Annotated in this window: 15 protein-coding genes and 1 pseudogene; 6 read left to right on the forward strand and 10 right to left on the reverse strand. The window is 49.3% G+C overall.

Annotated features, from left to right (window positions below; genetic code table 11):
- Nucleotides 1-64 precede the first annotated feature (64 nt).
- From LN737_RS24460 to LN737_RS24480, 5 genes are all read right to left on the reverse strand, one after another.
- Nucleotides 65-1,312: an ABC transporter permease gene (locus LN737_RS24460; RefSeq protein ID WP_405512859.1), complete on the reverse strand. Its 1,248-nt coding sequence runs from the start codon at nucleotides 1,310-1,312 to the stop codon at nucleotides 65-67.
- A gap of 117 nt (nucleotides 1,313-1,429) precedes the next feature.
- Nucleotides 1,430-1,801, reverse strand: coding sequence for a four helix bundle protein (locus tag LN737_RS24465; RefSeq protein WP_405512861.1), 372 nt, complete (start codon nucleotides 1,799-1,801; stop codon nucleotides 1,430-1,432).
- Between the two features lie 116 nt (nucleotides 1,802-1,917).
- Nucleotides 1,918-2,580, reverse strand: coding sequence for an ABC transporter ATP-binding protein (locus tag LN737_RS24470; protein WP_405512863.1), 663 nt, complete (start codon nucleotides 2,578-2,580; stop codon nucleotides 1,918-1,920).
- A gap of 108 nt (nucleotides 2,581-2,688) precedes the next feature.
- Entirely contained in the window at nucleotides 2,689-4,143 is a 1,455-nt protein-coding gene (locus LN737_RS24475; RefSeq protein ID WP_405512865.1) for a TolC family protein, read from the reverse strand.
- Between the two features lie 143 nt (nucleotides 4,144-4,286).
- Nucleotides 4,287-5,549, reverse strand: coding sequence for an efflux RND transporter periplasmic adaptor subunit (locus LN737_RS24480; RefSeq protein WP_405512866.1), 1,263 nt, complete (start codon nucleotides 5,547-5,549; stop codon nucleotides 4,287-4,289).
- A 328-nt stretch (nucleotides 5,550-5,877) separates the two neighbouring features.
- Here LN737_RS24480 and LN737_RS24485 point away from each other — a divergent pair, with 328 nt between their 5' ends.
- Both LN737_RS24485 and LN737_RS24490 read left to right on the forward strand, forming a co-directional pair.
- Nucleotides 5,878-6,357, forward strand: a complete 480-nt coding sequence (locus tag LN737_RS24485) for a DUF2975 domain-containing protein (protein ID WP_405512868.1) — start codon at nucleotides 5,878-5,880, stop codon at nucleotides 6,355-6,357.
- 3 nt (nucleotides 6,358-6,360) lie between these two features.
- Complete coding sequence (locus LN737_RS24490; protein WP_405512870.1) at nucleotides 6,361-6,588, forward strand: helix-turn-helix transcriptional regulator; 228 nt, start codon at nucleotides 6,361-6,363, stop codon at nucleotides 6,586-6,588.
- A gap of 71 nt (nucleotides 6,589-6,659) precedes the next feature.
- Here the strand turns inward: LN737_RS24490 and LN737_RS24495 are convergent, their stop codons facing one another.
- Nucleotides 6,660-7,148 carry an RES family NAD+ phosphorylase gene (locus LN737_RS24495; RefSeq protein ID WP_405512872.1) on the reverse strand — a complete coding sequence of 163 codons (489 nt, stop codon included), beginning with the start codon at nucleotides 7,146-7,148 and terminating at the stop codon, nucleotides 6,660-6,662.
- Entirely contained in the window at nucleotides 7,148-7,537 is a 390-nt protein-coding gene (locus tag LN737_RS24500) for an antitoxin Xre/MbcA/ParS toxin-binding domain-containing protein (protein ID WP_405512874.1), read from the reverse strand. Before LN737_RS24500 ends, LN737_RS24495 begins: the two co-directional genes overlap by 1 nt.
- A 250-nt stretch (nucleotides 7,538-7,787) precedes the next feature.
- On the opposite strand from LN737_RS24500, the gene LN737_RS24505 reads away from it, so the two are divergent.
- The 4 genes from LN737_RS24505 (at nucleotide 7,788) to LN737_RS24520 (ending at nucleotide 14,156) form a co-directional block, all read left to right on the forward strand.
- Nucleotides 7,788-10,073: a GH92 family glycosyl hydrolase gene (locus tag LN737_RS24505; RefSeq protein WP_405512876.1), complete on the forward strand. Its 2,286-nt coding sequence runs from the start codon at nucleotides 7,788-7,790 to the stop codon at nucleotides 10,071-10,073.
- 235 nt (nucleotides 10,074-10,308) lie between these two features.
- The gene (locus LN737_RS24510) at nucleotides 10,309-12,738 is read left to right on the forward strand and encodes a TonB-dependent receptor (protein WP_405512877.1); all 2,430 of its coding nucleotides are present in this window, start codon (nucleotides 10,309-10,311) and stop codon (nucleotides 12,736-12,738) included.
- Nucleotides 12,739-12,862: 124 nt separating this feature from the next.
- Nucleotides 12,863-13,243 (forward strand): hypothetical protein, encoded by a 381-nt coding sequence (locus LN737_RS24515; protein ID WP_405512879.1) that lies wholly within the window; start codon nucleotides 12,863-12,865, stop codon nucleotides 13,241-13,243.
- Complete coding sequence (locus LN737_RS24520; protein ID WP_405512881.1) at nucleotides 13,197-14,156, forward strand: sialidase family protein; 960 nt, start codon at nucleotides 13,197-13,199, stop codon at nucleotides 14,154-14,156. Before LN737_RS24515 ends, LN737_RS24520 begins: the two co-directional genes overlap by 47 nt.
- Before the next feature lie 171 nt (nucleotides 14,157-14,327).
- On the opposite strand, the pseudogene LN737_RS24525 reads toward LN737_RS24520, so the two are convergent.
- The 3 genes and pseudogenes from LN737_RS24525 to LN737_RS24535 form a co-directional block, all read right to left on the reverse strand.
- Nucleotides 14,328-14,995 (reverse strand): annotated as a pseudogene (locus LN737_RS24525) (SDR family oxidoreductase); the annotation flags it as partial.
- 76 nt (nucleotides 14,996-15,071) lie between these two features.
- The gene (locus tag LN737_RS24530) at nucleotides 15,072-15,644 is read right to left on the reverse strand and encodes a Crp/Fnr family transcriptional regulator (RefSeq protein ID WP_405512883.1); all 573 of its coding nucleotides are present in this window, start codon (nucleotides 15,642-15,644) and stop codon (nucleotides 15,072-15,074) included.
- Between the two features lie 8 nt (nucleotides 15,645-15,652).
- Complete coding sequence (locus tag LN737_RS24535) at nucleotides 15,653-16,645, reverse strand: NADPH:quinone oxidoreductase family protein (protein WP_405512885.1); 993 nt, start codon at nucleotides 16,643-16,645, stop codon at nucleotides 15,653-15,655.
- Between the last annotated feature and the right edge of the window lie 8 nt (nucleotides 16,646-16,653).

Consider the following 16,653-nt stretch of genomic DNA (forward strand, 5'->3'; position numbering starts at 1 on the left):
TGTTGAATGACTGAATGATTTATCGACCCTAATTCTATCATTCAACAACTCAATCATTCAATTATTAAGCTTTTAGCGCTTCTGCAATGGTTAGTTTCGACATGCGGAGGGCGGGTAATACGCCCGACAGGAGGCCAAAAATCAGGCATACGAGGATGCTGATAACGAATACATTCAGGTTGATCGTCAGGTCGGCGTAGGCAATCCAGCCGCTGGTATTGATCAAATGAATAACGCCCAGCGTGAGCAGGAAGGCGATGGCCCCGCCAATGAACGTAATGAAAATATTCTCGACAATAAACTGCCAGACCAGGGTCCGTACGGGTGCACCGAAGGCTTTCCGGATGCCGATTTCCGAGGCCCGTTCCATGATCCGGCTGACATTGACGTTGACCAGATTGATGGCGGGCAGACCGAGCAGCATAAACAAAATGAACCCGATTATACCGAAGAAAACCGTTTTCAGCCCAGGGCCGCCGTCCAGTACAGTACCGACAAAATTTTCAATATAGGGTTCACACTTCACCTCCAGCGTATAATACTTAAATCCATCCTGCATTCCCGGCAGGGGAATCTGCGCAATACGGCTTTGAAATTCACTCTGTATAGCCCCGAAATCTGATCTGTTTTTGGCGAGTATGATGCACACGTAACCGCCCCGCATACCACTCTGCTGGTAATTGCTTTTGGGAGCCGTGTAGGGAAAATAAACATCGGAACAGGTATAAGGCCGGGTAATAGGCCCACTTCGTACGACGCCGATAACCCGATAGTTTATGCCCTCAATTTCAATCTGTTTCCCAACGACCGGCTCGCTTTCATTTTCAAAATACTGTTTCTTAAGATCGTCGGTAATGACCGCTACGTGGTCACTATTGGCAATATTCTGCTCATTGTAAGGCTTACCTTCCAGAAACTCAAATTCATTCACCCGCCAAAAATCGGCGTCGGTAAACTTGGTGTTGAGCTTTATTTTCTGCGACCCCACATACGCATTGGAGCTATTGACAAATGTGCAGATGGTGACCCGTTCGGGCGTTTTCAATGTTTTGACGTAGTTGGTCAAAAACCGAAAACTCATCGGTCCCGACTGTCGCCCGGATCGGCTCGAATCTTTTTGGGTCATCTGCATAATGTAGAGCGAGCGGTCCCGGCGGGTTTCCGGATAATGCGTCCCAAACAAATGATCGAGAAATGACGTCAGCACCATCAGCACCGTTAGGGTCAGGCTAATGCCGAAGAGCGTAATGAAGGTGTAAAACGGATGCCGCAGCAACACCTTCCAGGCTATTTTGATGTAGTTGATTAGCATAGGGCAGTGGGGTAAGGGCAGAGGGAGTAGGGGCAGTGGGCAGTGGATTCGGGGCAGTGAGCATGGGAATAATCGATCCTTTCCTTAGCTCTTACCCCATACCCTCTGCCCTTACCCCTATGCTCTCTGCTCAAGTGATTTTTGAAAATTTGTGATTTTTCGACTTAATTCTTCCAGGCGATTAAAGATGGATTGTTTCATTTCTTCTGTAACATGATTACGTCGTTGCAACAGGATTAAAATGTTAGCACACTCGTAACAGGAACGTTTAGCATAATTTAAAAACTGGTAAAATTCCTTCTTCGATGCGGAGCCTGAGCCTTCTGCTATATTGTTCGATATACTCATGCCAGCTCCACGAAGCTGTTCAGCGAAGCGGTATAATTTTCGCAATTCCATTGCATCAGCTATATCAAATAGGCTATCACCGATTTCGATACTTATTTTCCAGATTTCTAAATCTTCAAAGCGAAATTTTCGAATCAGCATAGGGATAAGGGGTTGGGTCAGACTTGTCTGCCGACGTCTATTTTTCTCCAAACTAAGACATCTGAAAGTGACTAAAGTATCATACACCCTCCGCCCTTCCCCCATGCCCTCTGCCCTCACAACACCTGCGTTCCGTCGAATAGCCGCACGAGTCGGTGGGTACGTTTGGCCATCTGTTCGTCATGCGTTACCATCACAATGGTGGCACCGTCGTCGTTGAGCTGCTGAAGGATGTTCATGATTTCGTTTCCCATGGCGCTATCGAGATTTCCGGTAGGCTCATCAGCCAGAATGATGTCGGGATTGCCGACGATGGCACGCGCAATGGCAACCCGCTGTTTCTGCCCACCCGACAACTGCTTCGGGAAGTGTTTCATGCGGTTACTCAACCCTACTTTTGTCAACGCATCTTTGGCGTAATCCTGACGCGGGCGGCCATTCTGTGACCGGTACAGCAGCGGAATCTCGACATTATCCAGCACCGACAAATCGTTGATCAGGTGGAAACTTTGAAAGATGAAGCCAATTTTCTGGTTACGCAGTCGGGCCAGCTCTTTGTCGCGGTACTGCATAACGGGCTGACCATCCAGCTCAACGGTTCCTTTTGAGGGCTCGTCCAACAGTCCCATTACGTTCAGCAGCGTACTTTTGCCGCAGCCCGACGGTCCCATAATGGAGACAAATTCACCTTTTCGGATGGTCAGGTTGATGTTGTTGAGCGCCAGCGTTTCGATGGTGCTGGTGCGGTAGACTTTTTCGATGTTTTTGAGTGCTATCATGGTTTCCTGGGAGAAAGGAAAAGGGTGGAAGGAAGAAAGAAATCATTCACAAATGGGTGATGTCTGGTTAATTCACTTCTTTCTCCTTTTTGCCTGTTCCTTTCTGCTTCATTTTATTTTCTGATTCGTTTCAAAATCGTATAAGGTTAATAGGCGAAGTGTGTAATAGGCCTGCCAGTAATCGCGGAGTGCTACGATCGCGTCGCGTCGGGCGCGGTCTTTATCCTGCGTGGCGATTCCTAAATCCGTTACGCTCAGATCACTCAGCTTAAAGCGGTCCTGGGCAATCTGATAACGATTCTGCGCAATCTGGTCCGCTTTGGCCGTCAGCGTTACCTGCTGACGCAGCATTTGCAGAAGCGTAACCTGCGTAAAAATCTCCTGCTCGAACGTCAGCTTGTCCTGCTCAACCGTCTGCTGAGTCAGTTCGCTATTGGCTTTGGCCGTTTCGACAATCGCCTTTGTTCGGCCCCAGGTCATAATCGGTAGCGTAAACTGCAACGATACGTACTCCCGATTCTGCGGATTTATGTAGACATCGCCCAGCCTGGGGCCCTGATTCGACAGTCCGTAACCGGCGGTCAACGTAGCGTTCAGGCCGTTATTTTTTCGCGCTTTTTCCAAATCCCGATTGGCTTCCATCAATCGGCGCCGGAAACCAATGGCTGCCGACCGATTCGCCACCGCTTCGTCGAGCGCCCGTTTGATATCCACGGCAAATACCGGAATCTGATTTGGAATGACCAGTTCAAATGAGCGGTGGTTTCCATCATCGCGGTAGCCAATAAACGATTTCAGCTTCAACGAGGCAACGGCCGCTGTCTGCTGCGCGGAGGCCAGGTCTTTTTCGGCATTCAGAACGCTCAGTTGCAGTTGCAGCAAATCGTTCTGCGAAATTTTGCCCAGCTCAAGTTTATGGAGGGCAATCCGGTAAAGCGTATCGTTATTGGCGCGGTTCGTTTCGGCGATTTGTAGGTTAACCTGCGCCACCAGCAGATCAAAATACAACGTAGTAGCCGACAGCGAAACCTGCTCGAGATTTTCGGTTAACTGCTGGTTTCCTTCGGCAAATAGTAGCGGTTGAATCCGTCGGTCCCAGCGCATCGGATTAAACTGAAAAAGCGGTTGGTTCAGGCCAATACCAAAGGGAATACCATTGTACAGCGTGTTATTCTGAATAAAATTATCGAACCGTTGAATCTGTTTCTGAATAAAGATGGTCCCACCCGTCGGAGCAATGGTCTGGCTGAGGGAGAGGTTCAGAACGGAATTGTTATACGATACGGGTTCAAACTGGATATTTCCGTCGGGTTGGGTAACCTGTATGTACGAGCGCGTAAAGTTCGGCAACGTACCGTCCAGACTGAGCTGTGGTTTGAACTGAGCCAGAAACGACCGGTACGACCAGACATTAGTACGTTGTTGTGTATTCGCCCGTTTGGAAGCTACCGATTGTGACTGAGCCAGTTGCAACACCTCGTTCAACGTAACCGTCTGCGTTTGCGCGAACGAGTAACCGCCTGTAACCAGCAAACCGAGAAGAAAAAGGTAAAAGCGGTTCATGAGTTTTTTGTTCAATAGTCTCCTGGTGAGAGGTTTTCTTTACGTAGTGTCAGGTTCTTTTTGTGGTGTCAGATTCTTTTGTGTTGTCAGATTCTCAAACCTGACACCACGTAGGCTTCCAGCAATTCAGACGCCATGTTAGCTTACAATGGTTTTGGGTCGATGGTAATTTCTTCCAGATGTTCGTACTCACTTAGGTCGGTCACAATCACTTGTTCGCCCGCCTGTATTCCTTCCTTAATTTCGACAAAGTCGAAGTTGGATAAGCCGATCTTCACATCACGACGACGCGCTACGTTGGACCCTTTGGGCAATACGTACACAAACTGTTTCTTTTTCCCTTTAAATGCCGGGCCATTTGCTACCCGAACCGCTTTGGCCGCACGGTCGGTGATGATGAACACATCCGCCTTCATGTTGGGACGTAACGAGGCATGCCGGTTGTTGTCGAGTTGAATCACGAACTGAACCACACCATTTTTTACGGCGGGTTTAACCTGAGTGATCTGCCCGCGCAGATTCGTTTCGTTTACCTTCACGATCACCGGAAGGCCAACTTTCACCTGATCGGCATATACATCGGAACAGGAACCTTCAACCCGGAAACTTGCCAGATCGGCCAGTTTCGCCAACATTTCGCCTTCATTGACGGCTGAGCCAATGTTTTCATTCACCCAGGTCAGCACACCCGGCCGGTCGGCTACAATGTCGGCCTGTTTCAGTTTATGCTGAAGTTCTTTCAGATTCTTTTCTTCGATCTGTGCCTGTATGGTCGTTTCGCGCAAACTTGCCCCCATCGACTGCCGGTTGTAGTTCAGATCGTTTTCCAACTGCTTTTTTTCCAGCTCGGCCACACGCAGGGTATTTTCGGCACTGGTAACATCTTCGCCCGTACTGCCACCCACTTTCTGCAGGCGCCGGGCGCCTTCCAGATCAGCTCGTAATTTGTTGATGTTGAGTAGCTTGATCTGGTCATTTACTTCAGCATCGAACAGACTTTTGTTGAGTTTCATCCGCAACTGATCGATGCCGTTACGTTTGAGGGCGAGCTGGTCGTTTATTTTTTCCAGTTCAATTTCGGTCAGCGATTTATCCAGATCGAGGATGGGCTGGCCGGGTTTTACCGACGTGCCGGGTGTCAGCAATACCCGTCGGATACTGGCCCGGATGGGGCTGGTGATAATCTGTTCAAAAGCCGGGATAACTTCGCCCGTTGCGTCGAGAGCATTTTCGACCGGGCCGATTTCTGCCGTTGCCGTCCGAATTTTCTCCGCTTTGACCGACGTTTTGAGAGCATCGCGCGTCCAGGTCAGCGCACCGGCCAGTACAACCACGACCACTGCGCCAACGAGCAGGCTTTTGTTGCGGCTTCGGGTTGCTACTTCCGGGGCTAGTTCTCTGTCCATGTTCTGTGTCGTATTTCACGGATAAACAGCCAAACAATGTGCCAGCAGATAAACACCTACAAATCAGCACAATACACAAATCAATCAATCAGAAACTTGTGCGGAATCGCACAGGTATTTGCATTTTCGCACCAGCCGATACTAGATAATAAAGCAAATCTCACGAACTGGTAACTGGTCTCCGACGGTGGCGGAAATACGCTTATTGGAAAGCTCTCAGCCAAGCTGTTGATAAAGTAAACCTATCTATTCTAAATAATAAATATTTATCGATTATCAATAAATATTTATTATACTTGCGTTATGGTTTAAAATTTTAAAAATCATCATGAAAAGAATTTCAATAATCTTTCTTCAGACATTCGTCGTGCTGATCGGTATTATAGCACTTGTCGTTATGATTCGGTTTCCCCTGACCGAAGGGAGAGCTAAACATTTAGACGTATTCAATGTTTACGCTGACCCATTCATCCTGTATGGATATGCCTCATCCATCGCTTTTTTCGTGGCGTTGTACAAGGCGTTCAAATTACTTGGATACATCGGTCAGAACAAAGTATTCTCCTCAAACGCTGCTGAGGCTTTAAAGAGCATAAAGTACTGTGCAATCGTGTTAAGTGCTTTAATTGTGGCTGCAGGACTATTTATAAAGCTATCCCATAATAAAGAGGACGACCCTGCGGGTTTTCTTGCCATGTGCATCGTAACTACTTTCCTTTCTATCGTAGTGGCGACTGCTGCGGCACTATTTGAAAAGATCCTGCAGAATGCTATCGATATGAAATCTGAAAATGACTTAACCATTTAAGCTATGCCGATCATTGTAAACTTAGACGTAATGATGGCAAAGCGAAAAATTTCTCTGAACGAACTTTCTGAGAGAGTTGATTTGACATTATCTAACCTATCTATCTTAAAGACAGGCAAGGCGAAGGCCGTTCGTTTTAGCACTTTAGACGCGATTTGTAAAGCACTAGACTGCCAGCCAGGCGACATTTTGGAATATATAAATGACAAAAAAATACCAGCGAACCCCTAACACTGTAATTGATGATTGTTTGCTCCACCACCAATCCATTAACCAGTTCATTGGCAAAGGACAGCTCTTTTTCACAAAGTCGCCGTTGGTAATCGAGGATCAATTGGGTATGGTTCAATCCGTACAACACGGCATTCTGCCTTCAATAGATGCAGGGGATCAATTAGTACATTGCGTGATGGCGATAACGGAACAACGGCTGATGGCAACGCTATTCCTAACGTGCGATGTTGGTGGAATTGAGACTCAATAAACTGCGGTAGCCCCGCTGGGGTAACGTGTGGATTATTCCAGCCGGGTGGCAAATCGGCCGCTTCCAGCCAAAGAAGGCTATTATCGGGAATTTCTATTTCGCAAAGAATCAAAGGGGGCAAATCGGCAAGTGGGGTTCCTTCCAGATGTACCATGTATTCCAGAAAGCACAGTTCAGGCGTTGTGGCCGTATAGACCAAAGGGCGTCCACGAACATTCCAGCGCCCTCCCCGAAGTTGGGCGCCAATACCATCCAGAATTGTATCCCGATGGCTATCCGTTTGAACCCTGTAAAGAGTCGTTGGCATTAACTAAAAACTCCGTATTCGATGCGCCCCAGAATATCCTCGATCAATTGGACACCTGTCGAACTATCCAACAGATCCAACGGTGAGCGATTGTCCAGAAGCCGCAGGGGCCGTCGTAGCCAGCGCGTAAATTTGCCCTTATCCTGAAAAACAGCTTCGCCATACGTAGCCAGCCGGGCTAGCAGCAATAAGCGTTCGGAGATTGGGGCGTCGAGGTGCGAAGCGTTGACCTGCCGATGAAATGTCGCTACGGATTGATTCAGCAATCGAGCCATTTCTTTATCTGTAACGCCAAGCAGACCGGCAACCCGGCTCGTTTCAGTACCCGCCAGCCCCTGCCGCGAACGCTCGATCAGTTGGAGTGGCGTAAGTAATGGATTAATAGTCATGGCTTAGCTTTATTCGTCAAGAGCTGTAGGCTCATTTGATTGCAATATAACACGCATTTGCGATTTATAATTGCAGAGCACTCAACTTCCTGATCGGTCTGATTATTCTAATCAGTAAGCTGTTGAAAATACATAAGGCTATTTTAGGCAGCATACTTATTTGCCGTTTCCAGCTAACACATCAACTTTGACTGTCAGACTATCTTTCAGATAAAAAATGGACCTATCTTCGGGAAAACGATTTGCATAAATGACTGTTCGCCTGACCATCTTACTTCAATTCCTTGTTTATTTCGCTTTTGCTCAACAAAATCTCGTTCCGTACGTACACCCGCTGATTGGCACCGAAAAAATGGGGCATACGTTTCCGGGAGCCACCGTTCCCTTTGGCGCCGTTCAGCTCAGCCCGGATTCTGATACGTTGTCGTATGAATTTAATGGCAAATACAACGGCGACGTGTATAAATACTGTGCGGGTTACAAATACGAAGACAAAACAATAGTCGGCTTCAGTCATACGCACTTCAGCGGTACGGGCCATTCTGACCTGGGCGACTTCCTGATTATGCCTACCGAGGGCGCTTTGCAATTGAATCCGGGCGTTGCCGCCAACCCGAAAAGTGGCTATCGATCCGCGTTTTCACACGCCAACGAAGTGGCCGAAGCGGGGTATTACAAAGTAAAACTGGACGATCACAACATCCTGGCCGAACTGACGGCTTCAAACCGGGTTGGTTTTCACCAGTATACCTTTCCCAAGTCCGATCAATCGCACATCATTCTGGATCTGACGCATGGTATTTACAATTATGAGGATAAAGTCGTCTGGACGTTCGTGCGGGTTGTGAACGATACGTTGATAACCGGCTACCGACAAACCAACGGATGGGCTCGTACCCGAACGGTCTATTTTGCGCTGTCGTTCTCCAAACCGTTTAAGTCATACGGGCAGAAAAGTCTGGATAAACCGCAGGTGTACAAAGGCTTCTGGGGTAAATTTAACCAGACCCGCAATTTCCCGGAGATTGCCGGCAAACGCATTCGGATGTATTTCGATTTCGATACGCAGGCCGGTGAGCCGATAAAACTGAAAATGGCGCTGTCGCCGGTGAGCCAGGAAAATGCCCTCGCCAACATGCAGGCTGAAATTCCGCACTGGAATTTTGACCAGGTGAAATCCCAGGCACAGGCCGTCTGGAACAAGGAATTAAACAAAATCCAGATCGACGCTTCCGAAACCGATAAAGTAAATTTTTATACCTCACTCTATCATGCTTTCGTCAACCCAACGACGTATATGGATGCCAACGGCCAGTACAAAGGGTTGGACCAGGGCATTCATCAGGCCAGTGGGTTTACCAATTACACTACCTTTTCGCTTTGGGATACGTACCGGGCGCTGCATCCGTTTTTCAACCTCATGCAACCCTCCCGAAACAACGATATGGTGCAGTCGATGCTGAAGCATTACGACCAGAGTACGTTGAAAATGCTGCCCATCTGGTCGCACTACGCCAACGACAACTGGTGCATGAGCGGCTATCACAGCGTATCGGTATTGGCCGATGCGATTGTCAAGGGCGTATTCAAAGGTGACGCTCAGAAAGCCCTCGACGCCTGCATTGCTACGTCGAATCACCGGGATTACGAAGGCATTGGCGACTACATCGACAAAGGGTACGTACCGGCCACTGTCAATAGTAATTCGGTGTCGCACACGCTGGAGTATGCCTACGATGACTGGTGTATTGCGCAACTGGCTAAAAAGCTGAATCGGCCGGATGTGTACGAAACCTACCGAAAGCGCGCTGAAAACTGGAAAAACGTATACGATAAGTCGATCAATTTTATGCGCCCGCGTCTGGCCGATGGTACGTTCAAAACCGGGTTTGACGTACTCAGTACGCACGGGCAGGGATTTATCGAAGGCAACTCCTGGAATTTCAGTTTTTTCGTTCCGCAGGACCCTGCCGCGCTGATTCAATACATGGGTGGTCCGAAGAAATTTACCGCCCGGCTCGATACGCTTTTTTCGATGAACCTGCCTGACAAATTTTTTGCCGAAACCGAAGACATTACGCGGGAAGGCATTATTGGTGGCTACATTCACGGGAACGAACCGGCTCACCATGTCGCGTATCTGTACAACTGGGCTGGTCAATCCTGGAAAACGCAGGAGCGTATCCGGATGATTCTGAACATGCAATACAAACCAACGCCCGACGGACTGGGCGGCAACGACGACTGCGGACAGATGAGCGCGTGGTACATGTTTTCGTCGATGGGGTTTTATCCGGTAGCGCCCGGTTCAGAAGATTATGCACTAGGTAGTCCATCCGTCAAAAGCGCCCGGCTGCAACTCGAAAATGGCCAGACCTTTACCGTTGAGGCCATCAATCAGGGCGATAAGAATGTATACGTACAAAAAGTGTTGCTGAACGGCAAGCCGCTGACCCAGCCCAGCATTACCCATGCTGATATTCTGAAGGGCGGAAAGCTCACGTTTTACATGTCGGCAAAACCGGTGAAGAAATAGGGATTCGGTTCGCTTTGTTGGCCTGAATTCACTGATACTTTCAAGGGAAATGTTGGTGGTGCCGCAACTCAGTTGCGGCATTTTTATTTTCTCTCCTTCCCCTTATTGACTTCTACACCCACTTCATTTGGAGATTTCCAACATCTCTTTCGCTTATTAAGAATTTTTCTAAATAATTGTTGACTGCAATCCATTCGGTTATAACTTTGCCTCAAATTATAATCAGTCTAAATAAATGAAACTTCGCTACGCTCGTCTTTCTTTTCCATTCATAATTATACTTCTACTCTTCAGTCTACAGGCTTTTGCACAAACGCACGGTACGGTCAGCGGTATCGTAAAAACCAGCGATGGCAATCCCGCTTCGTTCGTCAACGTAAGCCTGAAAGAGATCCGCAAAGGAACCACTACGTCAGAAGACGGAACGTATCAGTTGAAAGGTATTTCTGAAGGTACGTACACCCTGTTGGTCACATTTATTGGCCTACAATCGCAGGAAAAAACCATTCGGGTAAAAGCCGGTCAGGTAACCACAACGGATTTTGACCTGCTTGAAAACACGGCTCAGCTAAGCGAAGTTGTGGTTGTTGGAAACAACAAAGCCGTTACGCTGGGAAAAGCCAGTATTGCCCCACTCGATTTACCGCAAATGACGGGTGTCGTTAGTAACGTAGTGATTGCCAACCAGCAGGCGTCTCGTCTGGGTGATGTGTTGAAAAATGTAAGTGGTGTATCCCTGACCCAGCAACGGGGTGGTGTAGCCGAAACGTTTTCGGCGCGGGGTTACAGCATCGGTATTGCCGGAGCAGGCGGCAGCATCTTCAAAAACGGGGTTATCAGCAACACCATGGGTTTTCCTGAAGCGAGTACGCTGGAATCGGTAGAAGTGCTGAAAGGCAGCTCGGCACTGCTCTATGGCAACGTATCGGGCGGGCTGATTATCAACATGGTGACAAAAAAACCGAAATTCGAGTTCGGCGGAGAGGCCTCCATGCGGGCAGGCAGCTTCGGTCTCCTTAAACCAACCCTGGACGTGTACGGGCCGCTGGCCAAAAATCTGGCTTTCCGGGTGGTTGGTACCTATGAAACGGCCAAAAGTTATCGGGATGTTGTAAAGACGAACCGGGTTTACGTGAACCCATCCCTGCTCTATAAACTGGGCCAGAAAACGACTATCCTGCTTCAGGGTGATTACCTGAAATCGGATCTAACACCCGATAACGGCGTTGGTTCGCTGAATCAGAATCAGGACGCCATTATCCCCAATGTACCCCGCTCACGCTTTATTAACACAAACTGGGCTTACAACAATGTGGATCAAACCTCTGGCTCGCTCAACATCGACCACGCTTTCAACAACAACTGGAAACTAACCGCCATTGCGTCGGCGCAGGGAACAAACGTAACGGCTTATGGCGCTGCCGTACCCAACAACAACGTTTCGGCCACGGGCGACTGGACACGTACGCTCAGTCGTACGCTGACCAGCGAGAAAGATTATACCGGGCAGGTGAACCTGAACGGCCGATTCAACACGGGTTCTATCGGGCATCAGGTACTGGTTGGCAGTGATCTGGTTGGCATTGTTAGCGTCAGCAATTCATTTACCATCAATTATGGAGCTGGCAAAACCGCCTACGATAAAATCAACATCCTGAACCCGAACCTCTACGAAACCCGCACGGACATCCCCGACGCAACCGGCACCACCCGCACTACGTCGCCTTCAACACGTCTGGGCGTTTACGTGCAGGACTTAATCAGCCTGACCGATAAGTTTAAAATTCTGGCGGGTGTCCGCTGGTCGCAGCAGAAGACAGTACAGACCACTGTACTGAATCTGCTGACGCAGGCTGAAACGCGGGGCGCGGCCGAAACCAAAACAGATGCGGCATTTTCGCCCAAAGTAGCGTTGATGTACCAGCCAACAAAAACTACCTCCTTTTTCGGTAGCTACGCTAACAACTTCACCATCAATACAGGGGTCGATATTTACGGGCAAATCCTGAAACCGTCGATTGTCGATCAGTTTGAGGCTGGGGTGAAAAACGAGCTTTTCAACGGACGGATTTCGGCCAACGTAGGCGTTTACCACATCATCAACAGCAACTTTGCGCAAATGGCCCCGTTCAAGGCCGACGGTACGCCTAACACAGACGCCAACGTAAAGGAATTTACCGGGCAAACAACCAGCGACGGTCTGGAGGTTGACTTAACCGGCAACCTGTCGAAGAACTTTTATTTCATTACGGGCTATGGTTACAACTATATGCGCTATACCAGAACATCGCTGGTGAAAGGCTCGCCCATTGAAGGGGAACGCCTTACCAACAATCCGGCGCATACGGCCAATGCAACCATTTTCTACACCTTCGACCTGCCCAGACTGCGGGGCCTGAAACTGGGCGCTTCGGCCTTTTATACAGGCGCCCGTTACGGTGGAAATAACAACACTTATGGCCAGACACCTGAATTCAGCCGGTTGATTCCGCTGACCGGCTTTACAACCGTCGACCTGTCGGCAGGCTATACGTATCGAAAAGTGTCGATTCTGGCGAAAGTATCGAACATTACGAATGAATTGAATTACCTGATTCACGACCGGTATAGCATCATGCCGATTCCGCCCCGGCAGTTCGTCACTACGTTCTCATACCGGTTTTAAATCTGGTCATTACCGTGGTGTCGGGTTCTCAAACCCGACACCACGGTGATAACACCGCGTTAACACCAATGACTAATACCCAATAGCCCAATCAATTATCTTTGTACTCTTAAAAAATAAAAGCATGAAACGATTTATTAAAACGGTGCTTTGCGCTGGTTTGGTGATGATGTCCGGCCTTACCGCGTATGCAACGGGCAATTTCAGCGATACTACCCGCGCGTATGCCGTTCCGACGCTGGCGAAAACGCCCAAAGGCAACGTAGCCCTGTCGTGGACAGAAAAAGATAAAGATGGCATCGTCTATTTCTATTGGGCGGAGTCGACAGACAAAGGCCGTACGTTTGGCGATAAGAAATTAATTGCCTCTTCCATGGGGCTGGGCAGTTCCCGACTGATGCGGCCTAAATTACTTTTCAAGAAAGATGGCTCATTCGTCGCGGTGTTTGCCATGCCGGGTGCGCCCTCTCAGTGCACCACAACCGCAGTCAGCCGCTACACATGAGCATGGAACACCAACTGCAGGCCATAGCGAACATGCCGATCATGGCGCCGAAAAACCCAAAGGCAGCCCTAAAGGTGGTGGTCGACCTAGTGATTTGCAGATCGTATACAGCATTTCCACCGATCAGGGTACGACCTGGAGTCAGCCTGCACCGGTCCACGCCGACAGAACACCGAATACAGTACGTGGTTTTTTTGATGCTATCGTGATGGCGAACGGTGAAGTTGCCGTAGCGTACCTGAACGACATTCCGGGCAAACCCCACGAGCGCGATCTGAAGTTCGTTACGTCGAAAGGCGACAAATTCGGCGAGGTGAAAACGCTCGATCCCTTCACCTGCGATTGCTGCAACATCAGCCTGCTGGTCGATCATAAAGGCGTGCTGAATCTATACTACCGCGAAAATCAGGAGAACACCCGCGATATCTACAAGATGATCTCAACCGATAACGGAGCGACCTTCTCGAAAGCGGATAATCTGTATGCCGACAACTGGAAAATCAACGGCTGTCCGCACTCTGGTCCTACATCGAGCGCCAATGCAAGCGGCAACCTGATCGCGTGGATGTCGGGCACAACGGAGTCGCCGGGTATTCGGGTCGTTACGCAGCAGGGCAAGCGTTTGTTTGTTCTCGATGATCAATCGGCCAAAAATGCGTTTTTGGTTTCGGCACCAAAATCGTCGGTTCTACTGTGGGAACAAAACCAGTCTTCCGAAACCGGGCTATCATCGGTGATTGCCTATAAAAACATTACGTCGTCAGACCAGAATCCAGGCACGCAGTTCGTAAAAAATGCCATCAGCGGCACCAATGCGACTGGTGTTGTAGTGGATAATCAACTGGTAGTGGCTTACGAAATCAAACACCCCAACAACAAAAACTCTGTAGGCGTAGCGCAGGTAGACTTGTAATGCCAGGCTGGGCAATACGTTCTTCAATTGTTTACCAACAACATCCCGAAAGGTCGGACCTTTCGGGATGCTTCTTTTACAGGTTTACCCAACTACCTAAACCAGCACTGCCCCACCGTCGACCGTAACGACCTGCCCCGTGCTGAACGTCTGTCGCATGAGATAAAGGTACGTCTGAGCCACTTCTTCGGGATCTCCTATCCGTTTCGTCAGCAACGAGTTGCCGATCTGTTCGTACATGGCCTGCCGGTCAGTTTCTGTCATGGCTGACCACAGATTTGTTCGAATGACGCCCGGCGATACAAGATTGACACGTACCGGTGCCAGTTCAACCGCCATTGCCCGCGTAAATCCTTCCATGGCCGTGCAAATACTTGCCCCTGACGACCAGCCCGCGCCCGGTCGCTGACTGACAATACCACCTGTCAGCACAATAGATCCATTTTTTTATTGAGGTGCGGATAGGCATATTTAACAGCCGTAACAGCGCCCCAATAACGGAGATTGAAGTACGCGCGAGCCTCGTCTACGTTTGTATCTGCCAGATTACCTAACTGAAGTGTTTCACCGGCAGTAAAAACCAGGTGGTCAAATGCCCCAAGCTGACTGAAAAAATCGCTGATCTGCTGTTCGCTGGTCAAGTCCACGGCATAGCCCTCGCTCCCATCGGGTAATTCGGTTAGTGCCTGATCGATACGCTGTTGCTGACTTGACACAACAACAATTTTCGCACCCTCGGCTGCGGCTGCTTTAGCCGTCGCCAGCCCAATCCCCGAGCTGCCTCCTAACAAAACGACTCGTTTATTAACCAGAAATCCGTTCGACATTTGCTTGTTCATCTCTTATTAACTTGATGATTATAAGCAAAGGTCGCCGGGCAACACAGCCTTTTATTTACCAAATGGTAAAATCGGATTATCGGCTATTTTTTCGAATCCGGCTTAGTGATTGCTGGGTGATTCCCAGATACGAAGCAATACTTTGTAAGGAAACCCGCAACGCAATTTCGGGCTGACGAAGCAGAAACTGCTGATAGCGCGTCAGAGCATCCTGTCCCAGATAGGCGTTCCGGGTCTGAATTTTATTTAATAGCGTTTGTTGCGTCAGTTGACTGATCAGCAGTTTCAGGTAGGGCAACTGCTCGTACAGGTATATCAGTCTACTTTTGGCGATTACAATGACCTCTACCCGACAGGCCGCCTGAATACTTTCGCAGGCCAGACTGTTGTTGTTGAAACTTTCCAGAATGGTAACCAACTGATTTTCTTTCAGGAAAAAATGAGTTACCTCACGCCCCTGCTCATTCTGGGTAACAATACGGACCACTCCTTTGCAAATAAAAAACAGGTTTGTACTGACGGCTCCCTCCCGTAACAGAAATTCGCCTTCTTCCAAAACACGATACGTCAACTCCCGCTCAATCAGCTCAGCATCAGCCGACGAAATATCCTTGAACAGGCGTAAATAGTTGAAGAAAGGCGTAAACATAACCGGGCTTATACATCTGTATCGGCTGAAACTACCACCACCGCTTTGCCGATAATCCGACGTTCCACCATGTCGGTGAGGGCTTGCGGGGCTTCGGCCAGCGTATACAGCTTCGAGATATGGGGAGAAATTTTGCCCTGTATTACCCAAGTCGCTATCTCCTGAATATTCTGCTGATTCAGTGCCGGTTCTTTCTGGGCGAACATTCCCCAAAACACACCGACGATAGAGCTCCCTTTCAGCAAAGCAAGGTTAAGCGGAATTTTGGGAATTTCACCGCCCGCAAAGCCCACCACCAGATAACGCCCTCGCCAGGCCAGCGACCGGATGGCCGGTTCGGCCCATTTGTCGCCAACCGGGTCATAAACCACATCAACGCCTTTTCCGTCCGTGATTTCCCGGACTCGTTCGCGGAGGTTCTGTGTCGTATAGTTGATCAGATGCGTGGCGCCCTTTTCCTGACAAACGGCTAGTTTCTCATCGGTCGAAGCGGCCGCAATGACCGTAGCGCCCATCAATTTACCCAATTCAACCGCTGCCAGTCCAACACCTCCGGCAGCCCCCAGCACGAGCAGCGTTTCGCCAGCGTTAAGCTGGGCGCGGTCTTTCAGGGCATGGTATGACGTACCAAACGCATAGAGGGTTGATGCCCCGGTGATGAAGTCCATACCGTTGGGCAAAGGAATGGTTGCGCGGGCATCGGCTACCCGCTCTTCCGCCAGCCCACCATGCGTGCCGTAGGTAAATACACGGTCGCCGGGCTTTACGTGCGTTACGCCCTCGCCTACTGCTTTCACTACACCCGACGCTTCGCTGCCCGGCGAAAAAGGCATCGGTGGTTTAAACTGATACATATTCCGGATGGTGAGCGTATCCGGAAAATTCAGACTACAGGCTTTCACCTGAATCAGCACCTCGCCAGCACCGGGCGTCAGCGACGGTACGTCTTCCAGCGTAAGCGTGTCGGGCAGACCGTAGGCTTTGCAGAGAATAGCTTTCATAGTTATTC

Origin of the sequence: Spirosoma sp. KNUC1025 (genome assembly GCF_045160025.1) — a bacterium.
GTDB lineage: Bacteria > Bacteroidota > Bacteroidia > Cytophagales > Spirosomataceae > Spirosoma.